This is a genomic window from Lysobacter enzymogenes, assembly GCF_900106525.1.
GTDB lineage: Bacteria > Pseudomonadota > Gammaproteobacteria > Xanthomonadales > Xanthomonadaceae > Lysobacter > Lysobacter enzymogenes.
This window is the reverse complement of record NZ_FNOG01000004.1, coordinates 47,553-71,187: the sequence shown is the minus strand read 5'-3', so window position 1 is coordinate 71,187 and position 23,635 is coordinate 47,553. Positions and strand designations below refer to the sequence as shown.

Genomic DNA, 23,635 nt, shown 5'->3' with positions numbered 1-23,635 from the left:
CAAGCGGCAAAGTCCGCGGCGGATCACAGAACGCCATGAACGCGGATGCGCGGCGTCACTGTTTGCGCCTGGCTCTCGCCGCCTCGCCGCGCAGGCGCCAAACGCTTTGCGGCTCGCGCGTGACATCGGCCACGCGCGCTGCGCTTACGCCGTGTCGCACGGCCCGTGCGCTTTGCCGCATTTGCTGTTTCGAGAGCATCGCCGTGCGGCTCGCGCGCGTTCGCGATCCGTGCGCGGCGGCACACGCCCGCTGCAACGCGCGCGGCAGACTGATATGCGAAGAAGCAAATACCGGCACGACATAAGCAGATGCGCGGGCTTCATTTCTGCTCATGTTGCGCAGCAACAAAGATGCTCCATCGCCGCGGCGCGCATAAGGGGATTCCACCAAGCGCGGCCCCGGGCCTTCCATCCGCAGAGGATTTCCCCCATGCAAGCCGTGTTCCGGCCGCAGCGCCGGCCGTTGTCCGTGTTTCTCGCCCTCGCGCTGTCGGCGCTGGCCGCACCCGCGCTGGCGGCCGATGCCGAGGCCGACGCGCCGCAAGATCGCGCCGCCACCACGCTCGACCAGGTCGTCGTCACCGGCTCGCGCATTCCGCGCGCAAGCCTGGAAGGCCCGTCGCCGGTCACCGTCATCAACGCCGAGCAGATCGACAAGCAAGGTTTCCGCAGCGCCTTCGACGCGCTCGCCGCGTTGAGCCAGAACACCGGCGTGGTCCAGGGCGAGGATTTCGGCAACACCTTCACGCCCGCAGCCAACGTGCTCAACCTGCGCGGGCTGGGGCCGAACCACACCCTGGTGCTGATCAACGGCCGCCGCCAGGCCGACTATCCGCTGGCCTACGAAGGCTCGGTCAACGTCGTCAACCTCGCCAACATTCCCAGCGCGCTGATCGAACGCATCGAAGTGCTCGGCGGCGGCGCCTCGGCGGTGTACGGTTCCGACGCGGTCGCCGGCGTGGTCAACTTCATCCTCAAGAAGAAGTTCGAAGGCACCCAGCTCAACGTGCGCGTCGGCGGCACCGAGCAGGGCGGCGGCCAGAACCAGCGCCTGCAGGTGGTGAGCGGGCATTCCAGCGACCGCTTCGACGCGGTCTACGGCATCGAGCTCTCGCACCGTCAGGCGATCTGGGGCGACCAGCGCGACTTCATGGATTCGCTGCTCGACAATCCCACTGGCGCGGCGATCAACCCGACCCAGGTCGGCTTCCGCCGCAACGCGCGCACCAACGGCTACATCGATCCGGGCGCGTCCTGCGGCGGCCTGTCGGGCCTGTACCACGGCACCACCTTCCGCGCCAACAACCCGCGCCAGGGTTGGTACTGCGGCAGCAACGAGGCCGCGCCGGCGTTCTGGACCGTGCAGACGCAGAAGAAGAACGCCGACGCCTACGGCCTGCTGACCTGGCACCTGAGCGATCGCACCGAACTGTTCGCCGACGTGCAGTTGGGCATCGCCAGCATCGAGAACAACACCCGCGCGCCGAGCTGGACCTCGGACAACAACTATTTCCTCAACCAGGCCAGCGGCCTCAACGAAATCTGGTACCGGCGCATCGCGCCGGAGGAAATCGGTTCGGCCCACGCCAACAACAACCGCTTCCTGGAGCGCTCGTGGGCGTTCTCGGTCGGCGCGCGCGGCGCGCTCGGCGACAGCGACTGGAACTACGAGCTGGCCTACAACCACGGCCGCAACGAGAACCGGACCAAGCGCCGCCAGTTCCTGGCCGGCATCAACGAGTTCTTCCTCGGCCCGCGCCTGGGCACCACCGCGGCAGGGATCGGCATCTACAACCCCGATCCGGCGCGCCTGTACGCGCCGCTGACGCCGGCCGACTACCAGCGCCTGACCGGCTACTACGAAGGCGTCAACGCCGCCTGGATCCAGAACCTGAGCTTCAGCGTCAACGGCAACCTGTTCGACCTGCCGGCCGGTTCGGTCGGCTTCGCCGGCGTCATCGAAGCCGGCACCCAAGGCTATAGCAATCGTCCCGATCCCCGATTGGGCGACGGCACCTTCTGGAACACCAGCGCCGGCTCGCGTTCCAGCGGCGACCGCGACCGCTACGCGATCGGCGCCGAGCTCAGCATCCCGATCTTCAGCACGCTGACCGCCTCGGCCGCCGCGCGCTACGACGAGTTCCGCTTCGCCGGGCGCAAGTCGGGCAAGGCGACCTGGAACGCTGGCCTGGAATACCGTCCGACCGATACCTTGCTGCTGCGCGCCACCGCCGCCACCAGCTTCCGCGCGCCGGACATGAACTACATCTTCGCCGCCGAAACCCGCGGCTATAACCCGGGCATGACCGACTACTGGCGCTGCCGCACCGCCGGCCAGGCCTACGACGATTGCGATTTCTCCGGCCTGGCGATCGACTACACCAGCAACGGCAACACCAATCTCAAGCCGGAGAACGGCAAGTCTTACGGCCTGGGCGTGGTGTGGTCGCCGTCGGAGCACTTCGACCTGTCGGTGGACTACTACTCCGTGCGCCTGGAGGACGAGGTCACCAACCTCAGCAGCAGCCGCATCCTGCGCGAGGAAGCCGACTGCCGCCTCGGCCGCACCCTCGGCGGCGAACCGCGCGACATCAACTCGGCCAACTGCCGCGAAGTGCTGAGCCGGGTGATCCGCAACCCGTCCGACGCGCCGGTGCAGCCCGACCAGGTGCGGCGCGTGCTGGTCAACGCGATCAACGCCGCCTCCGAGCGCACCGACGGCGTCGACGTGAAGACCAACGTGCGCTGGAACGCGGGCCGCTTCGGCGACTTCGCCGCCAACATCGCCTACACCCTGGTGATCAAGCACGACTACCAGCAGTTCGCCGACGACCCGCGCATCGACCTGCGCAACACCCTCGACCCGCTGGAAGCCGGCGACTGGCGCAGCAAGGTCAACACCGGCCTGACCTGGTCGATCGGCCCGTGGACCACCAACCTCAGCGCCTTCCGCTACGGCAGCCTGCCCAAGAGCGACGGCAGCGGCCGCTATGCCCCGTACACCAAGTACAACGGCAGCGTGTCGTACAAGTTCGGCGACCGCTCCTCGCTGTCGCTGATCGTCAACAACCTGCGCGATTCCAACCCGCCGCAGGACCGCAACAACGGCGGCTGGCCGTTCTATCCGGTCGGCAACTACGATCCTTACGGTCGCCAGTTCTGGCTGGAGTACGACGTCAAGTTCGATTGAGCCGGGCGGATGGACCGTCGCGCAGCGCCGCTGCGCGACGACGAAAAAAAGCGGGCCTCGGCCCGCTTTTTTTCGTCTATCGATAGCGGGCGCCGCGGCGCTCGGCGGCGGCTCAGATCGGCCCGTTGATCTGCACGGTGTTGGCCAGCGTGTCGGACTCGCCGGTGGCCAGGTTGGTGTAGGTCACCGAGATCAGGTCCGAGACCGGCGAGTCGCCGCGATAGGTGCGGGTGCAGCTCTGGGTGGAGCAGGGCAGCGTGCCGGCCCATTCGCTGCTCCACACGTAGGTGTAGCTGCCCGCCGGCAGGCCGCGCACTTCCAGGTCGGCGCGGTAGGTGCGCGAGCCGGGATAGAACGAAGCGCAGCGGCCGAAGTTGGGATCGCCCGGCATGTCGTTCGGGCTGACGAAGCACCACAGCCGCGGGCCGAGGCCGACCTGCGCCTGCGCGGCGGCGGGAGCGACGGCCGAGCCGACCGCAGTCAACGCCAGCGCGCCGCACAGCGCCGCGTTGGCCAGCGTCCATCCAATCGTTTTCATGACATCCCTTCCTTTGAATCGCCAGTCCATTCCTGGCCGGCCGAGCTTAGGCCGGTGCGGTCGCGCGCGGCGCGCACTGTCGCAATCGACAGGTCGGCGGCGGCGCGCGGCGATGGCCGGCGCGCGCGAATGCGGCATCGGTGCGGTTTTGCGCCGCGGCGCAGCACGATGGCGCGCTGCGCGGCGCACGCCGGCCCGGCGTGGCGCGATTCGCGCTTGGCGGCGATCCCGCGCCGGAAAGAAAAACGGGCCTGGCGGCCCGTTTTTCTGTGTCGCCGTGCGAAGGCTGCGCGTAACCGTCGAAGCGCGTTCCGGTCGCCGCCGCGCCGGCGATCTCAGATCGGCCCGCCGATCGCGACCGTGCGGCCCAGCGTCTTGGCCTCGCCGGTGGCCAGATTGGTGTAGGTGACCGAGACCGAGTCGACGATCCCGCCGCCGGCGCCGCGATAGGTGACGTAGCAGCGGTTGGTCGTGCACGGCAGCACCATGCCGACTTCGTTGGTCCACACATAGCTGTAGTTGCCGGCCGGCAGATTGCGCACTTCGAAATCGGCGCGGTAGCTGCTGGACGGATAGAACGTGGTGCAACGGCCGAACGGGCCGTTGCCCGGCTGGTCGTTGGGGCCGACGAAGCACCACAGCAGCGGATTGCTGGCGACCTGAGCCTGCGCGGTGGCGGGCACCACCGCCGCGCCGACCGCGGTCAGCGCCAACGCGCCGCACACCGCGGCGCCGGCCAGCATCGATCCAATCGTCTTCATGAGAGTCCTTCCTGCGTATCGCCAGTCCATTCCTGGCATCGCGAAGCTTAGGCCGCACATCGGCGCGACGCGGCGCAGTGTCGTTATTGACAGGCGCGGCCGCCGCTGCGTCGGCGCACGGCGCGAAAAAATGCGGCGGCGGTCGGGTTTCGCGCCGCGCCGCAGCACGATCCGGCGCGGGCGCTCGCAGCATCCACGCGCCGGCTCGCGCCCGCGCCGCGAAGCGAATGCCGGTTTCGACGTTCGGCACATGATCGCGCGCTCCGCGCGGCCCATGCTGGGCGTCGAACACGGCCGCGGCCGCAGGTCGCGGACCGATACGCATCCCACCGACGAAGGTTCCGCCAATGATCACTTGGGCATTCATTTTCGAAGCGCCGCAGACCGATCCTAAGACCGACCGCATGGACATCGCGCGCGACGGCGTGCGCAGCATCGTGGTCGCGGTGCCGGAGCAGGCCGCGGTGGTGCAGGCGGCGCTCGACCTGGTCGCCGAGGGCGCGCAGTTCATCGAACTGTGCGGCGGCTTCGAGCCGGTGTGGGCCGGGCGGGTCGTCGAAGCCACCCAGGGCCGCGTGCCGGTCGGGACCGTGGGCTATGCGGGCGGGCAATCGATCGCGGCCCTGGCCAGGCTCGTTTCCGGCTGATTCGGCCCCGCGCGACCCGACGCCCGCTGCGAAATCCGGCCCGAACCGGCTCGCGCACCGCGGCGGGTTGCCGCAGCCCGCATCGGCGGCGCGGTGCGATAATCGCGCGTTCGACCGCCGAGGCCCGCCCGTGCTGCAACTGCTGATCTACCTGCGCTATCTGTCGGTAGCCGGCCAGATGCTGACCGTGGTGTTCGTCGCCCAGCGCCTGGGCCTGCCGATCCCGACCCGGGAGCTGCTGTCGATCTCGGCCGGGCTGCTGCTGTTCAACGTGCTCAGCCACTGGTGGTGGCTCGCGCACCGCGACGCCGGCCCGCGCGCGCTGGCGCTGCAACTGCTGGTGGACCTGCTGGCGCTGACCGCGCTGCTGTATTTCTCCGGCGGCCCGGCCAATCCGTTCGTGTCGCTGTACCTGGTGCCGGTGGCGCTGGCGGCGATCGGCCTGGACATCGCGCCGATGCTCGGCCTGACCGTGCTGACCGCAGCGCTGTACACCTGGCTGATGGGCCACCACCTCGAGCTGCCGCACCTGCACGGCAGCGATTTCCAGCTGCACGTCACCGGCATGTGGGTCAACTTCCTGCTTTCGGCCGGAATCATGGCAGTGGTCCTGAGCCGGTTCATGACCATCGTGCGCGAGCAGCGCCGGCGCCTGTCGGAGGCGCGCGAACGCGCGATCCGCGACGAATCGCTGTCGGCGCTGGGCTCGCTCGCCGCCGGCACCGCGCACGAACTCAACACGCCGCTGGCGACGATGGGCCTGCTGGTCGACGACTGGCTCGGCGGCGATCATCCGCCGCCGCGCGAGGACATCGAACTGCTGCGCTCGCAGCTCGCGCACTGCCGCGACCACGTGCGCGCGCTGGCCGACATGGCCCGCCGCGGCGCGGCCGGCGAGAGCACGGTCGAGGCGGCCGACGAGTTCGTCCACGCCTGCGTCGACCGCTGGCGGCTGCTGCGGCCCAACGCCACCGCGCGTTTCGCCGGCGGCGCGGCGCAGCGGCGGGTGCGGATCGACGCCGGCCTGCAACAGGCGCTGATCAACCTCATCAACAACGCCGCCGATGCCAATGCCGCGGCCGGCGTCGACGAGCCGGTGGAGGTGGACACCTCGCTGCGCGAAGGCCGGCTCAACATCGCCATCCGCGACCGCGGCGCGGGCCCGGCGCGCATCGCCAAACCGCGCCGCGACGGCGAGGGCACCGGCCTGGGCATCGGCCTGATGATCTCGCGCTCCAGCATCGAGCGCAGCCGCGGCACGGTGAAGCAGAGCGAGCGCGAGGGCGGCGGCTGCGTCACCGAAGTCGAACTGCCGCTGGCGGCGGAGGACGCGGCATGAGCCTGCCCGCGCGCATCCTGCTGGTCGACGACGACCTGGCGTTCTGCCAGGTGCTGGCGCGCTTGCTCGCGCGCCGCGGCATCGAGGTGCAGGCGCGCCACGACGCCGCCAGCGCGCTGGCAGCGGTCGAAGCGTTCGCGCCGGACGGCATCGTGCTCGACCTCAAGCTCGGCGCCGACAACGGCCTGCTGCTGATCGGCGAACTGCGCAGGCTCTGCCCGCAGGCGCGCATCGTTCTGGCCACCGGCTACGCCAGCATCGCCACCGCGGTCGATGCGATGCGCCGCGGCGCCTGGAACTACCTGCCCAAGCCGTTCGACATCGACGCCCTGGCGCAGTCGTTCGAAGCGCCCGGCGAAGACGCCGCACCGCCGCCGGCGGCGCCGGTGTCGCTGCGCCGGCAAGGCTGGGAGCACATGCAGCGGGTGCTGGCCGAATGCGGCGGCAACGTCTCCCAGGCCGCGCGCGTGCTCGGTGTCGACCGGCGCACGCTGCAGCGCAAGCTGGCCAAGCGGCCGGTCAAGGAACGGCCGGAGTAGGGCGCTCGGCGCGGATAAAACGACGAGGCCCCGCAAGCGCTTGCGGGGCCTCGTCGTTTCAGCGCTTTCGGCGCGTCGTTGGCTTCGTCGGTATCGGTTTTACGGAATGTCGCATTGCATGGTCGCGTCCACATAATGCTGGCCGTTGGTCAGGGGCTTGTCGAAGGTGACCTTGAACGAGCCCTCGACGATCTTTCCGTTGCGCGAGCGGCAAGCTTCTTCGAGATTCTTCTTGGCCTTGGCTTCCGCATCGGCCTTGGTCGCGCCGTAGCCGGTGTTGTTGAGGTTGCCGACTTCGGCCAGTGCGGGGGCGCTGGCGACGAGGATGAGCGCGGCTAGAGCGAGGCAGGGGAACTTCTTCATGAACTCGGGTCCTTGTGTTCGTGGTGTTCGGGCATCCTAGCCGCGGCGAAACGGGCGCGGGTTAAATTCAAGTGAGCGCGGAAAAGATTATCGGCGTTCGCACGTATTGAATGTGCCTGTGCATGTCTTATTGCATTGTTTGCATGTCTTTCATGGTTGCCACGGCTCGGCGCGCAGCGTTCGAGCCGTTCCAACCGCATTCGATTCGGCTCGATGCAGCGCGGCGCGATTGGATGCGCCCGGCTTGGATCGGGCGTCGGACGCGGCCTCAATGGAAATCGCGCGAATGCGTCGCCAGCGAGCCCAGCAGCGGCGTCAGGTCCTCCATCCGCGACACCACGATGTGCTGCACGCCATCGACGCGTTCGAGCTTGCCGTCGATGGCCATCAGCCGCGCTTCCACCAGCACCCGCCGCTGGCGTTGGGCCAGATCGCGCCAGACCACTGCGTTGACCATGCCGTCCTCGTCTTCCAGGCTCAGGAAGGTCACTCCGCTGGCGGTCTCCGGATGCTGGCGCACCGTCACCAGCCCGGCGAAACGCACGTTGCGGCCGTGTTCGACGCTCTTGAGCTGCGAGGAACGCCGGCAGCGCCGCGCGTGCAGCGCGCTGCGCAGCAGCGCCAGCGGATGCGGGCCGAGCGTGGTGCCCAGCAGCGCGTAGTCGGCCTGCACGTCCTCGCCGGCGCTCGGCAGCGGCAGCGCGACCTGCGCTTCGGCGCGGGCGACGCCGGCGAACAGCGGCAGTTGCGTGTCGACCCCGGCCACCGCCCAGCGCGCGCGATGGCGATGCCCGGCCAACGCGCGCAACGCGCCGGCATCGGCGAGCACGGCGCGCACGCGCGCGTCCAGCCCGGCGCGCTCGCACAGGTCGTCGACATCGCGCCACGAGGCCTGCGCGCGCGCGTCGCTGATGCGGTCGGCGGAGGCCTCGTCGAAGCCGTTGACCAGGCGCAGGCCCATGCGGATCGCGTGCGGGTGCTTGCGTTCGCCGCGGCCGGGCAGGGCTTCCAGGGTGCAGTCCCAATCGCTGTAGCGCACGTCCACCGGCAGGATGGTGACGCCCTTGCGGCGCACGTCGTGAAGGATCTGGCCGTGGGTGTAGAAGCCCATCGGCATCGAGTTGATGATGCCGCAGGCGAAGGCGGCGGGGTGGTAGTGCTTGAGCCAGCAGCTGACGTAGGCGAGCAGGGCGAAACTGGCGGCGTGGGATTCCGGGAAGCCGTAGCTGCCGAAGCCTTTGATCTGTTCGAAGATGCGGTGGGCGAAGTCTTCGCTGTAGCCGTTCTTCATCATTCCGGCGAACAGTTTGTCGCGATGCGGTTCGAGGCCGCCGTGTCGCTTCCAGGCCGCCATGCAGCGGCGCAACTGGTCGGCCTCGCCGGCCGTGTAGTCCGCGGCGACCATTGCGATCTGCATGACCTGCTCCTGGAACAAGGGCACGCCGAAGGTACGGTTGAGCACGGTCTCCAGCTCCGCGGACGGATACTCGATGGGCTCCAGGCCCTGGCGGCGGCGCAGATACGGATTGACCATGTCGCCCTGGATCGGCCCTGGCCGGACGATCGCGATCTCGATCACCAGATCGTAGAACTTGCGCGGCCTGAGCCTGGGCAGCATCGACATCTGCGCCCGCGATTCGATCTGGAACACGCCGATGGTGTCGGCGTCGCAGATCATGTCGTAGACCTCGCTGTCGTCGGGCTTTTCCAGGATGCTCGGCATGTCCAGCCCATGAACTCCGTGCGCGTCGAGCAGGGCGAACACTTTGCGGATCGCCGTCAGCATGCCCAGCGCGAGGCAGTCGACTTTCAGCAGCCCCATCGCATCGAGATCGTCCTTGTCCCATTGCACGATGGTGCGGTTGTCCATCGCCGCGTTCTCTACCGGAACCAGCGTGTGCAGCGGCCGCTCGGACACGACGAAGCCGCCCGGATGCTGCGAAAGATGGCGCGGAAACGCCTGCTGCACCAGGATCAGGCTCAACGCCAGGATGTTGCGCAGCAGCGGCGAGTCGGGGTCCATGCCGCGTTCGCGGATGTGTTCGGCCAGCGGCACGTCCTGGCTCCAGCGGTCGAGCGTACGCGCCAGTTCGGCGATCTGGTCCTGTGGCATGCCCAGCGCCGAGGCCACATCGCGCACGGCGCTGCGGCCGCGATAGCTGATCGCGACCGCGGTCAGCGCGGCGCGGTCGCGGCCGTAGCGGTTGAATACGTATTGCAGGACGTCTTCGCGCCGCTCGTGCTCGAAATCGACGTCTATATCGGGCGGCTCGTTGCGCTCGACCGACATGAAGCGCTCGAACAGCATGCCCATTCGGGTCGGGTCGATCTCGGTGATGCCCAAGGCGAAACAGACGGTGGAATTGGCCGCCGAGCCGCGGCCTTGGCACAGGATGTTCTGCTCGCGGGCGAAACGCACGATGTCGTGCACGGTGAGGAAATACGATTCGTAGTCGAGCCGGCCGATGATGTCGAGTTCGTGTTCGATCTGCCGCTGCGAGTCGGCCGGCACGCCTCGCGGCCAGCGCTTGCCCGCACCTTCGGCGACCAGCTTGGGCAGCCAGCTTTTCGGCGTCTCCCCGGCCGGGACCAACTCGTGCGGGTATTGATAATCGATGCCGCGCTTGAGGTCGAAGCCCGCGCACAAGTCGGCGATACGCACGGTCTGCACCAGCAACGGCGTCGGATAGATCGCCTGCAGCGCGCGACGGATGCGCAGATGGCGTTCGCCGTTGGGGAACAACTTGGCTCCGGCCTCGGCCACGGTGGTGCGGTGGCGCACCGCGGTCAGTACGTCCTGCAGCGGCCGGCGCGCGCGTTCGTGCATGTGCGCGTCGCCGGCGGCCACCGCGAGCAGGCCGTGGCGGCGCGCCAGCGCGGTCAATGCGGCCAGCCGCGCGTCGTCGTCGGGGCCGCGGTGCAGTTCCACTGCGAGCCATAGGCGGTCGCCGAAGCGCGCGCGCAGCCATTGCGCGTGTTCCTCGTCGTGGGCGTCGCCGTCGGGCACCCACAGCGCCAGCAGATGATCGCTGCGCGCGTCGAAATCCTCGCGCAGGCTCAGGTATTCGCCCTTCGCTGCGCGCCGCCGTGCCTGAGTGATCAATCCGCACAGATCGGCATAACCGGCGCTGTCGGCGACCAGCAGGACCAGCTTGGGCCCGTCGTGGATGCGGATCTCGCTGCCGACGATCAAGGCCAGGCCGGTGCGCCGCGCCGCCTGCCACGCGCGCACGATCCCGGCCAACGTGCATTCGTCGGTGATCGCCAGCGCGCGGTAGCCCAGCGCGTGGGCGCGGTCGAACAACTCGTCGGCAATGGACGCCCCGCGCTGGAAACTAAAGGCCGACAGGCAATGCAGTTCGGCGTAGTCGGGCAGCGCGGCGTCGCCGCGCGCGTCGCGGGCGGGCGTCGACGCGCTCATGCGAACCAGCCGTGCACGGTCAGCGCGCCGTCGCCGCCGGCGTCGCGGTAGGCCCAGGCGCGTTGGCCGCGCGCGGTTTCTACCAGGTAGTAGTCGCGGCGTACTTCGTCCTGGTCCCACCAGCCCGATTCGATCCGCTCCGGCCCGGCGAGGATGCGCGCGACCGCGTCGCGCAGCGGTTCGGGTTCGGCCAGCAGCCAGCCCGGGCGCGGTGGCGGTTGCGCGGGCGGCGGCGCTTTGCCGCGCGCGGCCGGCGCATCGCCCAGCACGGCTTGCCAGGCGCGTTCGGGCCGATGGTCGGCGTGCGCGGCCAGCCCATGCACGCGCTCGTCGCCCAGCCGCGCGCGCAGGCGCTCGCGCAACTGCGCCCACGGCAGCGCCTGTTGCGGGCGCGGGTCGAACAGGTCGCGCGCGGCCGGCACGAACGGCGGCAGTTCTTCGGCGAGCAGGCGCAGCGCCACCACCGGCGCCGGCAGTTGCGCGTGCTGCAGGCGGCCGCGCGCGAGTTCGAACAGCATCGCCGCTTCGCGCTCCGGCGCGAGCAGGCCGACCGCGATTTCGCTCGGCGGGTGCTGCTCTCGGTGGCTGTGGCGCTCGTGTTCGAGCAGCAGCTTGAACCGGGCCACGCCGCCGTCGCGGCCGGACAGGTACGCGGCCAGGTCGGCGGTGAGGCGGCGCAGCGGGAACAGCAGCGCCTGGCTGGATTCGGCTTCGTGGCCGAGCTCGATGCGCGCATCGAAGGCGTCGGGGGGTTGGTAGAAGCTCAGCGGCGGCTCGGCCGCGCCGCGCAGCGCGTCCAGGCGCAGCAGCAGGTCCGGGCCGAAGCGGCGCGCCAGCGGCGCGCGCGGCAGAGAGAACACCGCGCCGAGCTTGCGCAGGCCCATGCGTTGCAGCGCCTGCACCGTGGCCGGGTCGAGGCCGCTGCGCTCGATCGGCAGCTTGGCCAGCGCCGGCAGCAGCAGGTCGTCGTCGAAGAACAGGCCGTCGCCGACATTGGTCAGCGCGCGCGCGGCGAACGGGTTGGGCGCGGCGGCCATGCGGTGGCGGAAGCCGAGTTCGGCCAGTTCCGCGTTCAAACGCTGGCGCAGTTGCGGCCAGGCGCCGAACAGGCGCCGGCTGCCGGCGATTTCCAGCACCAGGGCGTGGGCGAAATCGGCGCTGACCTGCGAGCTGTAGCGATAGGCCCAGGCGGCGAGCAATTGGCGCGCGCGCTCGGCCGCCTGCGGGTCGAATTCGGCGGTCTGCACGCCGTCGGCGATGGCCTGCGCGGCGACCAGCGACAGTCCGGGCCGCAATCCGAGCGCGCGCGCGGCGGCGTTGACCGAGTGCAGGCGACGGCGCGCGTGCGGGCCTTCGACCAGGACCAGCGGGCGGTCGGGATCGGGGTGTTGGCGCAGGACCACGTCCATCGCCAATTGCGGCAGCAGCAGGCAGGCCCAGCGCATGGCGGCGGAATCAGCGCTGCAGCGGCGGCAGCGTCGCGACCGTGCGCGCTGCGACAGCTTCGACCGCGGCGGGCGGATCGTTCGCGGCATCGGCGCGCACTGTCTCGGGCCTGGCGGCCTTGGCGCGAAGCGGAACGACGGCGCCGCCGACCTCGGGTTCGCGCACGAGCGGCCGCGGTATCTGGATCGGGTTGCGATCAACGGCGGAGGATTCCGGCGCGAACGCGATCGCCCGCGTCGGCGCATTGCCGCCGCGGCACTTGAGCACGCGCAACTGCGCCGGCGCGGCGTCGATGGCGATGCGCAGCGCGGCGGGCGAGGGGTTGAGCGCGGCGCGCGCCTCGCGCAGGGCGAAGCCGAGGCACTGGCCGGTTTCGGCCGCCACCTGCAGGCGCCGCAAGGCGCGGTCGTCGGCGCGTTGCGGCCAGCACAGCACCGCCGCGCAGGCGCCCGAGCGCAGGCATTGCTCGGCCGCCCACAGCGCATCGCGGCCGCCCGCGCGCACCACCTGCAAGCGCGACAGCGCCACGCCGGCGTCGCGCCAGGCCGGCGCATACGGCAGCAGCGGCGGGTCGACCAGGACGATCATCCCCGCCTCGTGCTCCGGCGCCGCGCGCGACAGCCGCGCCAGCGCCGGCCACAGCAGGCGCAGTTCGCCCACGCCCGCGTGCGGCAGCAGCAGTTCGGTCAATGCGGCTTCGGGCCAGCCGCCGGTGGGCAGCGCGGCGTCGAGCGCGGCGTGGCCGGTGGGCTGTGCGGACGGCGCGATCTGCGCGTTCTGGCCGCGCCACAGCCGGCGCGAACCGAGCAGGCCTTCCAGCGATACGGGCGGGGTGCTCATCGCCGGCCGCTCAGGCGCTGCGCACCAGGCCGCAGTACAGGCCTTCGATGGCGAAGTCGGCATCGGCGGGCACGCGGATCGGCGCGTAATCGGGATTGCGCGGCAGCAGGGCGATGCCGTCGGCGTCGATGCGCAGGCGCTTGATGGTGACTTCATCGCCCAGGCGCGCGACCACCACCTGGCCGCTGCGCGCATCGGCGGTGCGGTGCACCGCGACCAGGTCGCCGTCGAAGATGCCGTCTTCGCGCATCGAATCGCCCTTGACCCGCAGCAGGTAATCCGGCCGCGGCGAGAACAGCGTGCGGTCGATCAGCACGTGCGCTTCGGTCTCGGCGTCGGCGCCGATCGGCGCGCCGGCGGCGACCCGGCCGAGGATCGGCAGCGCTTCGCGCGCGTCGTCGTAGCCGCCGCGCGCGGCGAACGCGGGCAGGTCCAGGCCTTCGCGCTCGGCGCGCCAGGCCAGCGCTTCGCGCACCCCGGCCGGGCGCAGGCGGATGCCGCGCGCGCGGCCCGGCAACAGTTCGATCAGCCCGTCCTCGCGCAGCGCCTGCAGGTGGTAGCCGGCGGAGCGGTTCTGGCGGAAGCCGAAGCGCGCGCAGATTTCCTGCTGCGATGGCGGCAGGCCGTCGGCGTCGAGGCGCTCGTGCAGGAAGGCGAGCAGGGCGCGGCGGAGGTCGGTCAGGCTCATGTACTAATTTTAGTAATAATCCAGGCACGCCGGTAAGCCAGGGCAGGCGCGGCCGACGGACGGGAAGTGGAGGATCGGCGCAGATTGAGCGCCCCCAGTCGCAGCGACTGCGACGCAGCACCCCTGTAGGAGCGGCGCAAGCCGCGACCGCGTGGCATCAAGATCGCGCCGTAAGTGCCTGCGCTACATACCAAAACCGCGCCGCGATCATGCCGGTCCGCAGTCGCGGCTCGCGCCGCTCCTACAGCGGCTGGCGGGAAGCGCCGACGAACGGCGCTGGAGCCTATTGACGGTCTACGGTCTCTTCATTAATTTCTGTCTAAACAGAAACAAGAGAACGATCATGCCCCTCAGCCCCCTGCAAGAACGCTTCATCCTCCACTGGGGCGAGATGGGCAGCCGTTGGGGCGTCAACCGCACCGTCGCCCAGATCCACGCGCTGCTGTTCCTGTCCGAGCGCGCGATCACCGCCGACGAGATCTGCGAAACCCTCAACCTCGCCCGGTCCAACGTCAGCACCAGCCTGCGCGAGCTGCAGTCCTGGAACCTGGCCCGGGTCACCCATGTGCTCGGCGACCGCCGCGACCACTTCGAGACCTACAAGGACGTGTGGGACATCTTTCGCGCCGTGGTCCAGGAGCGGCGCCGGCGCGAGATCGAACCGACCCTGAGCATGCTGCGCACCGCCGTGCTCGATGGCGACAACGCCGCGGTGTCGCCCGATCCGACCGACCCGCGCGATCGCCTGACCCTGGCGCGCATGCGCGAGGTGCTGGAATTCATGGAGACCGGCACCGGCTGGATCGACGAGATGAACCGGCTCGATCCCAAGACCCTGATCAAGCTGCTGAAGATGGGCGCGCGCATCCAGCAGTTCGTGCGCGGCCCGATCAAGCCGCTGCCGGAACCGCAGGCGCAGGCCGTGGGCGTGCTGTTCGCCGATGAGGACGAGGCGGGCGAGGGCGCTGCGACGGGCCAGGCCGACGCGGGCGCCGCGGCACCGCGCGGCAACGGCCCGAGCTGAGCGCGCCCTTTTTTGCCGATCTATTTCTGTAATTACCGAAATAACCGTAGGAGTCGATCATGAAGAACGATCCTGTCACCCGCCTTCCCATCGAACCGGTCGTGGCCCTGTACGACCGCGCCTGCCCGCTGTGCCGCAGCGAGATGCATCGGCTCAAGGCGCGCGACCGCCACGGCCGGCTGCGCCTGGTCGACATCGCCGCCGACGATTTCGACCCCGCCCAGTGGGGCTTCCCGCTCGACGCGCTGCGCAACGCCCTGCACGTGCGCGGCGCCGACGGCCAGTGGCGGATCGGCGTGCCCGGCATCGCCGAGGCCTACCGCGCGGTCGGCCTGGGCTGGCTGACCTGGCCACTGCGCGTGCCCGGCGCCGGCCGCGCCGCCGCGCGCGCCTACCGCTGGATCGCGCCGAACCGCCACCGCGTCTCGCGCTGGCTGGGCTTTCGCGAAGCCGGCGAAGACCCCGCGCCGCGCTGCGACGACGGCCATTGCCCCACCCACTACTGAGGAAGCGGCCATGGACCTGCACACCTTGTTCCTGAGCTTGCTGCTGCTGCAGATCGCGATGGGCGCGCTCGACACCGTCGCCCACCACGAAGTGATGGAGAAGCTGGCCAACCGCCGCAGCGCCGCGCTGGAGCTGAAGCTGCATTCGGCGCGCGGCTTCGTCTACGGCTTCCTGTTCCTGGTGTTCGCCTGGATCCGCCCGCAAGGGCTGTGGCTGGCGGCGGTGTGGGCGCTGGTGCTGATCGAAGTCGGCATCACCTTGTGGGACTTCGTGGTCGAAGACGCGACCCGCCTGCTGCCCAACACCGAGCGTGTGCTGCACACCATCCTGGCGGTCAACGGCGGCGCGATGTTCGCGGTGTATGCGCTGGCCACGCGCAGCGACTGGGCGCTGCCGAGCGCGTTGGTGGTGGCGGCGCATGGCTGGATGTCGTGGGCGCTGACCGCGGCCGCGCTGGGCATCGCCGTCAGCGCGGTGCGCGACGGCCTGGCCGCGCGCGCCAACGCCGCCGAGCCCACGCCGCGGCCGCTGCTGGCGCAGCACCCGCAGCAGCATTTCCTGGTCAGCGGCGGCACCGGCTTCATCGGCACCGCGCTGGTCGAAGGCCTGCTCGCCGGCGGCCATCGCATCACTGTGCTCAGCCGCGATCCGCGCCGCGCCGCGCTGCGTTTCGGCGGCCGCGCACGCTGCATCGCCGACACCGCCGAACTGCGCGACGACGAACGCATCGACGTAGTGGTCAATCTCGCTGGCGCGCCGGTGGTCGGCCCGCGCTGGTCGCCGGCGCGCAAGCGCGCGCTGCTGGCCAGCCGCGTCGGCACCACCGACGCCTTGCGCGCCTGGTGCGATCGCGCCAGCGCCAAGCCGGCGCTGTGGCTGCAGGCCAGCGCGGTCGGGCTGTACGGCGCGCAGGCGCGCAGCGCGCCCGAACTGCGCGAGGTCGCGCCGGTGCGCGGCGACTTCCCCAGCGAACTGTGCGCGGCCTGGGAACGCGCCGCCGCGCCGGTTGGCGAACACGGCGTGCGCCTGACCACGCTGCGGCTGGGCCTGGTCCTGCACCGCAGCGGCGGCCTGCTGCCGATGCTGGCGCTGGCGGCCGCGCTCGGCGGCGCCGCGCGCCTGGGCGACGGCAAGCAGTGGTTCGCCTGGATCCATCTCGACGACGTGCTGCGCTTCGTCGAGCACGCGGTCGAACACGCCGGCGTGCGCGGCCCGTACAACCTGGTCGCGCCGGGCGGCTGCAGCCAGGCCGAGTTCACCCGCGAGCTGGCGCGCTCGCTGCATCGCCCCGCGTGGCTGGCGATGCCGGCCGCGCCGCTGCGGCTGCTGCTGGGCGAGATGGCGACGATGCTGCTCGACGGCCCCGTCGTCGCGCCGCAGCGCCTGACCGACCAGCGCTTCGCCTTCGTCCACCCCGTGCTCGCCAGCGCCTTGGGCGGCGCGCGCGCCGGTTTGGCGATCGATCCCCGTTCTGACTATGTGGGTGTAGGACACCCGGGTGAGGGACATGGAACTGTTGCAACGCATTGACCTGCCGGCGCCCGCCGGCGACCGCGCCGTCGCTCCCGCGGCGGCGGATCTTCCCGCCGCGGCCGGCCGAGCGGCTCCCGCGCACGACCTGACCGAACTGCTCAAGGCCGCGCTGGGACCGCGCTGGGCGCTGCTGCATCCGCATATCCAGGCGCGCTTCGGGCTCGCCGACGGCCAGGCCCAGGCCGAATACGTCGGCGACATGCACCAGGTGCGCTGCACCCGCCTGGGCGCGCTGTTCGCGCGGCTGATCCGCTACGCGCGGGTGCTGCCGCACCACAACGCCGACAACGTGCCGTTCCGCTTCGACGTCGAACCGCTGCGGCGCGAACTGGGCTGGCTCAAGACCCGCACCTACCACTTCGCCCAGGAGATCTTCAGCTTCCGCTCGCGCATGACCCTGGGCGCCGATGGCGAGTTGCTGGAACACTTCGGCGGCGGCCTGGGCATGCGGGTGCGCCTGGAAGTGCTGCCGAACCGGCTGGTGTTCGTCGACGACGGCTTCTTCCTGCACTGGCGCGGCCTGCGCCTGCCGCTGCCCAGGCTGCTGTCGCCGGGCCGGTTCGTGCTGGTGCACCGCGACCTGGACGCCGAGCAGTTCGAAGTCAGCATCGACGTCGTCCACTCCTGGTTCGGCCCGCTGTTCCACCAGGAAGGCCGGTTCCAGCGCATGCGCGGCTGATGCGCTGTTGCGATCGCGCGCACGCCACGGACGGCTACCTGCGGGAGCGACTTAAGTCGCGACCGCGGGGCATCGAGCTTGCGGCGCGAACCTGCGACCACGCGGTCGCGGCTCGCGCCGCTCCTACAGGAAGCGCTTCGCGGCAAACGAATGCCTGCGCAATCCACGCCCACCCCCTGTAGGAGCGACGCAAGTCGCGACCGCGAAGCTTCAAACTCGCGGCGCAAACCCGCGAAACCAGCGCCGCCCGCTCAAGGCGCCCGAAACACCACGTTGTACTGAAACTTCCGCCCCGCCACCGCGCGCAGCTTCTTCGCATCGCGATGCTCGGGATTGATCAGCGCGTTGTACTCCTCCGGCACGATCACCGACGGCACCAGCAAGATCGCCGAGTCGCCGCCGCGCAGCCACTGCGCGCCGATGCGCACGCTGGCCAGGCCGGCCGGCACCGCGTCCCAGCCGCCGGGCAGGTCGGCGACGGCCAACTGGATGCGCGCCTTCCACACCGACGCCGGCACCTCGATCGAGACCACGTGCCGGTTCAACGGCAAACCGTGCGCGTCGACGTAAGCCGCCGTCTCCAGCGCCGCCAGCGCCAGCGAAGTGGCGGTGTAGAGCACGCGCTGGCCTTCGTCGTTCCAGCGTCCGGGAAACTTGGCCGCGCCCGCGCCGCTCATGTCGTCGGCGCGGTAGGCGCGGGTCTCGCCGGCGATACGCCATAGCTTGGTCATCGGCACGGCTCCGTGCCTGCGCCGCGCCGGGTCACTGGTAGGCCCCGCTGGCCAGCGCGCCGAGCAGGCGCGCGACCACGCTCAGACCGGTCGGGGTGTCGAGCAGGTCGGCCGGCCGCTGTCCGCCCAGCGCGGCCTGCGGTTGCTCGATCCATTGGCCCAGCCAGCGCGCGGCGTCGAAGTCGGCCGCGGCCGGATCGGTGCTGTCGGCGACGATGTCGCGGGCGATGCCGAGCAACTGGATCAGCCCCAGCGCGGCCTGGCCGCTGGCGCCGGTGATGTGCGCCTGCTGCGCGGCCTTGGCCTCGGCGGTGGCCTTGGCGATGCCGAGGATGTCGAACATGCGCACCGCCGGCAGGTCCATGTCGCTGGCCATGTGCTTGACCATGCGCGCCGGCACGCCTTCGCGTTCGGCCTCGACCCGCTGCAGCGGCGTGGCTTCGCGCAGGTAGTCGACGTAGCCGTTGAGCGTGGCCGGTGCGGGTGGGGCGGGCGGCGCATCGCGCACAGCCAGCCTGCGCTTGGCCAGCGGCGGCGCGTAGGCGGCGTCGTGGACGAGGCGTTGGCCGGCCTGCGCGTCGGCGCGGCCGCGCGCGAGCGGCTTGGCCGGCTTGGCGACGGTCTTGGCGGCGCCCTTGGCCGGGGCGGACGGCTTGGTGGCTTTGCTCATGGCGCTGAATCCGTCTTGATTTGGACGAACTATAGCTCAAAACGATACGGTCGATGCAAGCCGTCCCGTCCGGATTCAGCTTCACCGCGCGTGGTCGCGGACCCTGCGACCCTGACCTGGGACACTGTCTCGGCATGGCCGCCGCCGCGCCCCTGGCAGAGCCGGCAGTCGACACGAAATGGCACACTTTTGGTTGCTATGCTGCGCGGCTGAACAGCGCGCCGTCCGTCCGCCGCCGCGCCCGCGCCGCCTTATCGAGCCCTCACGTTTCGTTTTCGGAGTCGTCATGAACTGCAAGTCGCGCATCCTCGGATCCAGCCTGGGGCTGTTGCTCATCCTCGCCCCGCACGCCGACGCGCAGAAGCGGCGCGCGCAGCCGCCGGCGAAAGACAACGCGACCCATGCCGCCGCTATGGCCCGTTCGGCCGAGACCTGCCCCGAGCATTCCGACGCGCGCACCCGTCCGGGCGTGGCCGCGGTGCCGGCCGCGGCGCTCAAGGTGCTGGAGTCGCGCGGCTATGTGCTGTGCCCCGACACCCGCCTGGACACCACCACGCCGGTGGTGTGGTACGGCAAGCAGGGCGTGTTCGCCTGGAACCCGTCCAGCGCCGGCGCGATCAAGGTGCTGGCCGCGCAAGCCGCGGCCTTCGCGCGCAGCGAAGAGTTCCCGCCCGGGACGGTGGTGTGGCGGGCCAACGGCAAGCTCGCCGAAGGCGCGCTGGTGCCGGCGTTCCGCAGGCGCTGAGCGCCGCCGCGCGCAGGCCGCGCGACGCGCGCGGCCCGCGTTCGCGCATGCGTGCGGCCGCACGCGTCGCCGGTTCGTGAACGCGAGCTACACCGTTCTCGCCCTTGCGGCGTCAGCAACGGAAATTTAATTCTCCTGCGCCCTCGCTCCTCGTTATCGTCGCCTCGACCCGATCCGCGCGCGCAGCGAGCCGCCGGCATCGCCGGCGCGGTTTCGCGGGCGCACTGGGCGCGCGCGAGGTTCACCTACGCGATGTCGCCGATATCGCCCGGGTGATGGCCGCAGCCGCGTCGTCCGCGCTGGCGGCCGCCGCGCTCCGGCGATCCGCCGCGCTCCGCTTCGCCGCGCTTCGGGACCGCGGATCGCGCCATGCGCGCTCCGCGCCCGTTCCGCCGCAACCGCCACGCTTCGCCGAGCGCACGCAAGCCCGCGCGCATCGCAGCGCGCACGCACGCGGCGTTTTTCCGAGCAGGATGCATGCGCGCAGACGAGTCATCGCCCGAATTGCCGTTACGCCTGGGCGCCGCTGCGCTGGCGTTGGCGTCGACGGCGTTCATGGTCTGGCTGTTGATGCGCATCCCGCCGCCGTTGCCGCTCGCGCCGGACGTCGAGCTGGTGCTGGTCGAACGCATCGTGCCGGTGCCGCGCGCCGGGCCTGAGCCTGCACCCGACGAGTCCGCTCCCGTTGCGGCCGACGCCGAACCGAAGCCACGCAGCGCAACGCCGCCGTCCGCGCGTGCGGCGCGAGCTGCCGCCGCGCCGGTCGCACCCGCTGCATCCGCGCCGCGCACGGCGCCGCATCCCAGCGCGCCGTCCGCGCGCCTGTACAACTCCGAAGGCCTGGTCGCGGTGCCGGTGACTCCCGACTTCAACCCGATGAAGCGCAAGACCTACATCCCGGGCAGCGACGAGGATCCCAACGCGAACAAGGTCAGGAATGCGTTCGAGCGCGCACCGCCGGCGCTGCCTTTCCCAGGCAGCGGCTTCGGCGGCTTCGCCAGCGAGGGCACCCTCGGCGAAGCGCTGATGGAGAACGCCAACAAGCGCCTGAAGAAAATCGTCGACAAACTGCCGGGGCGCAAACAGACCCAGGAAGTCGTCGCGCGGCCGCCGCCGCCGGTGCGCTTCAATCCGGCCTATCACGAGCGCCCCTCGGATCTGGGCAGCGAGGCCACCGGCGATGCCTACAAGGCCGCGCCGATCGCGTTCGAACGCGCGCCCGGCCTCCAGGGCGACGCCAGCGCGCGCATCCGCGCGGCCATCGGCGAGCTGGAAACGCGCCGCCGCAGCTGCGGGATGGAGCGCCTGCGGCAATGGCTGGCGCCGGCGCTGTCGGGCCTGGACGAGTTGCAGCGGATCGAGCGCGCCTACGCCAGCGGCGCCGACCCGGTCAACGCCCAGCAACTGCTGCCGCGCTCGGCCGACATGGCCTACGACCGCGCGCGACGCGCGATCTGGTATGCCGACAAGCAAGGCGAGAGCTGCGCGAAGACTTAGCCGCGGGGCAGGGTGGCGGCAGGCTGGAAACGCGATTGCGGGTGAGTCGGTTTCGACAATCCGGCCACGAACGCATCGATCCGGAAACGCGACACTTGCCGGCCGCACGCATCGGCGCAAGATGAGCGACCGTCCCGCCATTGGCCGCGCATGCCAGCTACGCCCGCCGATTACCCCGACCCGGTCGTCAAGCGCATCGACATCGCCGCCGCGCCGCATGCGGTGTGGCGCGCATTGACCGACCCCGCGCTCGCACCGCGCTGGATGTCCGACGAACCGCTGACGATCGACACCGACTGGCGCATCGGCGGCCCGATCCGGGTCAGCGGCACGCTGCACGGCCGCTTGCGGTTCGCCAACACCGGCCACGTGCGCGCCTTCGACCCGCCGCGCCGGCTCGAATACACCCACTACAGCTCGCTGTCGCGCCGCGCGCTGCCCGACACGCCCGAACACCACGCCGTGTTCGCGTTCGAACTCGAACCCGACGGCGCTGGCACCCACTTGCGGTTGAGCCTGAGCAACCTGTCCGACTACGCCGTCTACGGCCATCTGAATTACTACTGGGAGCTGGCCCTGGCCGCGCTCAAACGCGAATGCGAACGCACGCCGGCGTCCGCGCCCATCGCCGGCGCATAGACCGCGCGCACGCCGCGCCGGCCGCCTTATCACTCGCCGCCGCCTGCCGTATGCTTCGCGCTCCCACCCAGGAGCGAAAGACACGTGGATCTGGAAACGATCGGTGAAGTGGTGCAAATCGACGACGTGCAGGAAGTGAACCAGCGCCTGCAGGACGGCTGGGTCGTCCTCGCCGTGGCCCCCGGCACCAAGGCCGGCGGCGAGCCGTGGCTGCGGTACTCGATGGGCCTGCCTTACGAGGATGAGGACGAAGAAGACGAGGACGAAGAAGAAGGCGACGAGGAAGAGGAAGACGAGGACCAGTAAGTCCGCGCCCGCGCCATCGTCTTGGAACCGCAAAGGCCGGCGTTTGCCGGCCTTTGCGTTGTTGCGACCCACCCATCGTTCAAGGCAGATAGGCCGAGTCGTTGCTCACGCTCAGCCGCACGCACAGGCCGCTCTCGTTGGCCGAGAACGCCACGAACGAGGTCGGCACGATGGTGCGAGCGATGTCGATGACGGCCGGGTCCACCGAAATGCAATCCACCCGGCCTTGCGAGTTGCGCGCCACGCAGGTGACGTAGACCTGGGTGAGGCCGGGGTAGGGATAGGTCGAGGTGGGGACGCCGTATTTGATCGTGCAACCGATCTGTGCGTTCGGATCCGCGCTGCGGCGCGCCACGTTCAAGGTACCCGCGGCGCCGCGCCCGGGCAGATAGATCGACACTTCGCCGTCGTAGTACTGATGTCCCGCATAAGCGGCCGGGCAACACGCGAACGCAGCCGCCAGCGCCAACAGCGCCGATCCCATTTTCATACCGTCTTCCTTTTAGAGTGCGCCCGATCGCGACCGGGCCTGCGCCAGAACGGACCTCGGGCCGCAGCCGCGATCGGATGCGGCGGTCCGATGATGGACTCGCAGGGCGCGGGGAAAGCGGCTCATGCAGGGGGCGATGGGGCCAGGTCGCGCGGATGAGCGCGGAAGCTGTGGCCTCTTCCGTCTCGCCGGCGTCGAGGTCGCGGCGCTCCAGGTTGTGGCGCAGCACGTGCTCGTAGAAGGCGTCCGCCAGGATTATCCCGTGGCGGTAGCCGAAGAGCTTCGACCAAGACGATTCCAGCTTGTCGCGCCAGGCGTTGTACGTGCCCTGGTATTGGCGCTCGGTCTTCTCGTTCCAGCCCGGAAGCCGGCACTGGTAGCGCATGAATTGGATTGCGCGCCGGCCATCCTCCCAGACGATCGGCGGCACCAAGGGGGGGAGATCCGCGAGTCCCGCGGCTTCAGCTCCGAGCGCTTCAGGTCGTCGAGCTTCGTCTTGAAAAGCTATTTGTCGATAGCGGCTTTCCACATGATCACGATCACGCTCCAGAACCCAATGCCGATGGTCCACGCAACGACAAAATAAAACTTGTCTCGGTGGATTTGCCAACTGGTCGGTCTGGGGATGGATCGAAGAAATGCTGAGAATTTCTCTTCATCTGCCGCCAGAATGCGTAGTTCGTGTTTGTCGTCGATCAGGCCGCCGACTATCAGCCCATCATCGAGCATCATCAGGCGCGCGTGCTTGAACTCACGGTGGGCTGGGTGCACGAAATTCAGTGCTTCGACGGTGCAGGGTTCGACTTTGTATCCGGCACGAACAAGCGCATCTATTCGCCGCACCGCCGAATTTTTTGCACCATCTTCCATCGCAGTTAACTCTATTAAGCCCGCAGCGCTTCTTGATTGAAGGCGCGCTCGAAGTCCGACGATTCCCAGGCCTCTGCGACCTCCAGAGCGTCGCGTACAACTGCTGCGCGGCCTTCTCCCGTCGGGTCGAGAGGAGCATGGCTGAGCCCGGATGTGGCCTGGGCCGATCTTA

24 protein-coding genes and 1 pseudogene are annotated in these 23,635 nt (G+C 70.1%); 12 read left to right on the top strand and 13 right to left on the bottom strand.

Translation table 11 applies throughout. The features are described 5' to 3' along the window. Positions 1 to 55 precede the first annotated feature (55 nt). Positions 56 to 346: a hypothetical protein gene (locus BLU84_RS26390; RefSeq protein ID WP_139174933.1), complete on the bottom strand. Its 291-nt coding sequence runs from the start codon at positions 344 to 346 to the stop codon at positions 56 to 58. An 84-nt stretch (positions 347 to 430) separates the two neighbouring features. Here BLU84_RS26390 and BLU84_RS11260 point away from each other — a divergent pair, with 84 nt between their 5' ends. Beyond that, positions 431 to 3,190 carry a TonB-dependent receptor plug domain-containing protein gene (locus BLU84_RS11260; protein WP_074866840.1) on the top strand — a complete coding sequence of 920 codons (2,760 nt, stop codon included), beginning with the start codon at positions 431 to 433 and terminating at the stop codon, positions 3,188 to 3,190. Between the two features lie 112 nt (positions 3,191 to 3,302). Here BLU84_RS11260 and BLU84_RS11255 read toward each other — a convergent pair whose 3' ends face one another. Next, the gene (locus BLU84_RS11255) at positions 3,303 to 3,728 is read right to left on the bottom strand and encodes a hypothetical protein (protein ID WP_074866837.1); all 426 of its coding nucleotides are present in this window, start codon (positions 3,726 to 3,728) and stop codon (positions 3,303 to 3,305) included. A 335-nt stretch (positions 3,729 to 4,063) separates the two neighbouring features. Continuing rightward, entirely contained in the window at positions 4,064 to 4,489 is a 426-nt protein-coding gene (locus BLU84_RS11250) for a hypothetical protein (protein WP_139174932.1), read from the bottom strand. Between the two features lie 347 nt (positions 4,490 to 4,836). On the opposite strand from BLU84_RS11250, the gene BLU84_RS11245 reads away from it, so the two are divergent. The 3 genes from BLU84_RS11245 (at position 4,837) to BLU84_RS11235 (ending at position 7,014) form a co-directional block, all read left to right on the top strand. Then, the gene (locus tag BLU84_RS11245) at positions 4,837 to 5,136 is read left to right on the top strand and encodes a DUF6506 family protein (protein WP_074866831.1); all 300 of its coding nucleotides are present in this window, start codon (positions 4,837 to 4,839) and stop codon (positions 5,134 to 5,136) included. 130 nt (positions 5,137 to 5,266) lie between these two features. Beyond that, on the top strand, positions 5,267 to 6,475 hold the full coding sequence (locus tag BLU84_RS11240; protein ID WP_074866829.1) for an ATP-binding protein: 1,209 nt from the start codon (positions 5,267 to 5,269) through the stop codon (positions 6,473 to 6,475). Next, positions 6,472 to 7,014, top strand: coding sequence for a response regulator transcription factor (locus BLU84_RS11235; protein ID WP_074866825.1), 543 nt, complete (start codon positions 6,472 to 6,474; stop codon positions 7,012 to 7,014). The genes BLU84_RS11240 and BLU84_RS11235 overlap by 4 nt, the downstream gene beginning before the upstream one ends. Before the next feature lie 99 nt (positions 7,015 to 7,113). Here the strand turns inward: BLU84_RS11235 and BLU84_RS11230 are convergent, their stop codons facing one another. The 5 genes and pseudogenes from BLU84_RS11230 to lexA form a co-directional block, all read right to left on the bottom strand. Further along, positions 7,114 to 7,377, bottom strand: a complete 264-nt coding sequence (locus tag BLU84_RS11230; RefSeq protein ID WP_074866821.1) for a hypothetical protein — start codon at positions 7,375 to 7,377, stop codon at positions 7,114 to 7,116. A 268-nt stretch (positions 7,378 to 7,645) separates the two neighbouring features. Further along, on the bottom strand, positions 7,646 to 10,798 hold the full coding sequence (locus BLU84_RS11225) for an error-prone DNA polymerase (protein WP_074866819.1): 3,153 nt from the start codon (positions 10,796 to 10,798) through the stop codon (positions 7,646 to 7,648). Next, positions 10,795 to 12,243 carry a Y-family DNA polymerase gene (locus BLU84_RS11220; protein WP_074866816.1) on the bottom strand — a complete coding sequence of 483 codons (1,449 nt, stop codon included), beginning with the start codon at positions 12,241 to 12,243 and terminating at the stop codon, positions 10,795 to 10,797. Before BLU84_RS11220 ends, BLU84_RS11225 begins: the two co-directional genes overlap by 4 nt. A gap of 217 nt (positions 12,244 to 12,460) precedes the next feature. Further along, a pseudogene (imuA, locus tag BLU84_RS11215) lies at positions 12,461 to 13,084 on the bottom strand (translesion DNA synthesis-associated protein ImuA); the annotation flags it as partial. Positions 13,085 to 13,094: 10 nt separating this feature from the next. After that, the gene (lexA, locus tag BLU84_RS11210) at positions 13,095 to 13,772 is read right to left on the bottom strand and encodes a transcriptional repressor LexA (RefSeq protein ID WP_074866810.1); all 678 of its coding nucleotides are present in this window, start codon (positions 13,770 to 13,772) and stop codon (positions 13,095 to 13,097) included. Between the two features lie 343 nt (positions 13,773 to 14,115). Here lexA and BLU84_RS11205 point away from each other — a divergent pair, with 343 nt between their 5' ends. The 4 genes from BLU84_RS11205 to BLU84_RS11190 are packed head-to-tail and all read left to right on the top strand — an operon-like array spanning position 14,116 to position 17,515. After that, entirely contained in the window at positions 14,116 to 14,796 is a 681-nt protein-coding gene (locus tag BLU84_RS11205) for a GbsR/MarR family transcriptional regulator (RefSeq protein ID WP_083382508.1), read from the top strand. 59 nt (positions 14,797 to 14,855) lie between these two features. Beyond that, positions 14,856 to 15,302, top strand: coding sequence for a thiol-disulfide oxidoreductase DCC family protein (locus BLU84_RS11200; RefSeq protein ID WP_074866804.1), 447 nt, complete (start codon positions 14,856 to 14,858; stop codon positions 15,300 to 15,302). A gap of 10 nt (positions 15,303 to 15,312) precedes the next feature. Next, positions 15,313 to 16,833 (top strand): TIGR01777 family oxidoreductase, encoded by a 1,521-nt coding sequence (locus tag BLU84_RS11195; protein ID WP_074866800.1) that lies wholly within the window; start codon positions 15,313 to 15,315, stop codon positions 16,831 to 16,833. Next, positions 16,811 to 17,515, top strand: coding sequence for a DUF4166 domain-containing protein (locus BLU84_RS11190; RefSeq protein WP_074866797.1), 705 nt, complete (start codon positions 16,811 to 16,813; stop codon positions 17,513 to 17,515). The genes BLU84_RS11195 and BLU84_RS11190 overlap by 23 nt, the downstream gene beginning before the upstream one ends. Before the next feature lie 251 nt (positions 17,516 to 17,766). Here BLU84_RS11190 and BLU84_RS11185 read toward each other — a convergent pair whose 3' ends face one another. After that, positions 17,767 to 18,246 (bottom strand): RES family NAD+ phosphorylase, encoded by a 480-nt coding sequence (locus BLU84_RS11185; protein ID WP_074866795.1) that lies wholly within the window; start codon positions 18,244 to 18,246, stop codon positions 17,767 to 17,769. A 31-nt stretch (positions 18,247 to 18,277) separates the two neighbouring features. Further along, entirely contained in the window at positions 18,278 to 18,916 is a 639-nt protein-coding gene (locus BLU84_RS27500; protein ID WP_211664526.1) for an antitoxin Xre/MbcA/ParS toxin-binding domain-containing protein, read from the bottom strand. Positions 18,917 to 19,202: 286 nt separating this feature from the next. On the opposite strand from BLU84_RS27500, the gene BLU84_RS11175 reads away from it, so the two are divergent. Continuing rightward, entirely contained in the window at positions 19,203 to 19,661 is a 459-nt protein-coding gene (locus tag BLU84_RS11175; RefSeq protein WP_083382507.1) for a hypothetical protein, read from the top strand. A gap of 245 nt (positions 19,662 to 19,906) precedes the next feature. On the opposite strand, the gene BLU84_RS26385 is transcribed toward BLU84_RS11175, so the two are convergent. Then, the gene (locus tag BLU84_RS26385; protein WP_139174931.1) at positions 19,907 to 20,239 is read right to left on the bottom strand and encodes a hypothetical protein; all 333 of its coding nucleotides are present in this window, start codon (positions 20,237 to 20,239) and stop codon (positions 19,907 to 19,909) included. Here BLU84_RS26385 and BLU84_RS11165 point away from each other — a divergent pair. The 3 genes from BLU84_RS11165 to BLU84_RS11155 all read left to right on the top strand — a co-directional run bounded on the left by BLU84_RS11165 (position 20,217) and on the right by BLU84_RS11155 (position 22,103). Further along, positions 20,217 to 21,158, top strand: a complete 942-nt coding sequence (locus BLU84_RS11165) for a hypothetical protein (RefSeq protein ID WP_139174930.1) — start codon at positions 20,217 to 20,219, stop codon at positions 21,156 to 21,158. The genes BLU84_RS26385 and BLU84_RS11165 overlap by 23 nt on opposite strands. A gap of 150 nt (positions 21,159 to 21,308) precedes the next feature. Continuing rightward, positions 21,309 to 21,797, top strand: a complete 489-nt coding sequence (locus tag BLU84_RS11160) for an SRPBCC family protein (RefSeq protein WP_074866787.1) — start codon at positions 21,309 to 21,311, stop codon at positions 21,795 to 21,797. A gap of 108 nt (positions 21,798 to 21,905) precedes the next feature. Then, the gene (locus BLU84_RS11155; RefSeq protein ID WP_139174929.1) at positions 21,906 to 22,103 is read left to right on the top strand and encodes a hypothetical protein; all 198 of its coding nucleotides are present in this window, start codon (positions 21,906 to 21,908) and stop codon (positions 22,101 to 22,103) included. Positions 22,104 to 22,182: 79 nt separating this feature from the next. On the opposite strand, the gene BLU84_RS11150 is transcribed toward BLU84_RS11155, so the two are convergent. Continuing rightward, on the bottom strand, positions 22,183 to 22,593 hold the full coding sequence (locus BLU84_RS11150; RefSeq protein ID WP_139174928.1) for a hypothetical protein: 411 nt from the start codon (positions 22,591 to 22,593) through the stop codon (positions 22,183 to 22,185). Between the two features lie 504 nt (positions 22,594 to 23,097). Further along, positions 23,098 to 23,463 (bottom strand): hypothetical protein, encoded by a 366-nt coding sequence (locus BLU84_RS26380; protein ID WP_139174927.1) that lies wholly within the window; start codon positions 23,461 to 23,463, stop codon positions 23,098 to 23,100. Positions 23,464 to 23,635 lie beyond the last annotated feature (172 nt).

What these genes read in the sequence shown, in the direction of transcription:
- BLU84_RS11260 (WP_074866840.1), top strand. Translation starts at nt 431, where the DNA reads ATGCAAGCCGTGTTCCGGCCGCAGCGCCGGCCGTTGTCCGTGTTTCTC.
- BLU84_RS11255 (WP_074866837.1), bottom strand. Translation starts at nt 3,728, where the DNA reads ATGAAAACGATTGGATGGACGCTGGCCAACGCGGCGCTGTGCGGCGCG.
- BLU84_RS11250 (WP_139174932.1), bottom strand. Translation starts at nt 4,489, where the DNA reads ATGAAGACGATTGGATCGATGCTGGCCGGCGCCGCGGTGTGCGGCGCG.
- BLU84_RS11245 (WP_074866831.1), top strand. Translation starts at nt 4,837, where the DNA reads ATGATCACTTGGGCATTCATTTTCGAAGCGCCGCAGACCGATCCTAAG.
- BLU84_RS11235 (WP_074866825.1), top strand. Translation starts at nt 6,472, where the DNA reads ATGAGCCTGCCCGCGCGCATCCTGCTGGTCGACGACGACCTGGCGTTC.
- BLU84_RS11230 (WP_074866821.1), bottom strand. Translation starts at nt 7,377, where the DNA reads ATGAAGAAGTTCCCCTGCCTCGCTCTAGCCGCGCTCATCCTCGTCGCC.
- BLU84_RS11225 (WP_074866819.1), bottom strand. Translation starts at nt 10,798, where the DNA reads ATGAGCGCGTCGACGCCCGCCCGCGACGCGCGCGGCGACGCCGCGCTG.
- BLU84_RS11220 (WP_074866816.1), bottom strand. Translation starts at nt 12,243, where the DNA reads ATGCGCTGGGCCTGCCTGCTGCTGCCGCAATTGGCGATGGACGTGGTC.
- lexA (WP_074866810.1), bottom strand. Translation starts at nt 13,772, where the DNA reads ATGAGCCTGACCGACCTCCGCCGCGCCCTGCTCGCCTTCCTGCACGAG.
- BLU84_RS11205 (WP_083382508.1), top strand. Translation starts at nt 14,116, where the DNA reads ATGCCCCTCAGCCCCCTGCAAGAACGCTTCATCCTCCACTGGGGCGAG.
- BLU84_RS11200 (WP_074866804.1), top strand. Translation starts at nt 14,856, where the DNA reads ATGAAGAACGATCCTGTCACCCGCCTTCCCATCGAACCGGTCGTGGCC.
- BLU84_RS11195 (WP_074866800.1), top strand. Translation starts at nt 15,313, where the DNA reads ATGGACCTGCACACCTTGTTCCTGAGCTTGCTGCTGCTGCAGATCGCG.
- BLU84_RS11190 (WP_074866797.1), top strand. Translation starts at nt 16,811, where the DNA reads ATGGAACTGTTGCAACGCATTGACCTGCCGGCGCCCGCCGGCGACCGC.
- BLU84_RS11185 (WP_074866795.1), bottom strand. Translation starts at nt 18,246, where the DNA reads ATGACCAAGCTATGGCGTATCGCCGGCGAGACCCGCGCCTACCGCGCC.
- BLU84_RS27500 (WP_211664526.1), bottom strand. Translation starts at nt 18,916, where the DNA reads ATGAGCAAAGCCACCAAGCCGTCCGCCCCGGCCAAGGGCGCCGCCAAG.
- BLU84_RS11175 (WP_083382507.1), top strand. Translation starts at nt 19,203, where the DNA reads ATGAACTGCAAGTCGCGCATCCTCGGATCCAGCCTGGGGCTGTTGCTC.
- BLU84_RS11165 (WP_139174930.1), top strand. Translation starts at nt 20,217, where the DNA reads ATGGTCTGGCTGTTGATGCGCATCCCGCCGCCGTTGCCGCTCGCGCCG.
- BLU84_RS26385 (WP_139174931.1), bottom strand. Translation starts at nt 20,239, where the DNA reads ATGCGCATCAACAGCCAGACCATGAACGCCGTCGACGCCAACGCCAGC.
- BLU84_RS11160 (WP_074866787.1), top strand. Translation starts at nt 21,309, where the DNA reads ATGCCAGCTACGCCCGCCGATTACCCCGACCCGGTCGTCAAGCGCATC.
- BLU84_RS11150 (WP_139174928.1), bottom strand. Translation starts at nt 22,593, where the DNA reads ATGAAAATGGGATCGGCGCTGTTGGCGCTGGCGGCTGCGTTCGCGTGT.
- BLU84_RS26380 (WP_139174927.1), bottom strand. Translation starts at nt 23,463, where the DNA reads ATGGAAGATGGTGCAAAAAATTCGGCGGTGCGGCGAATAGATGCGCTT.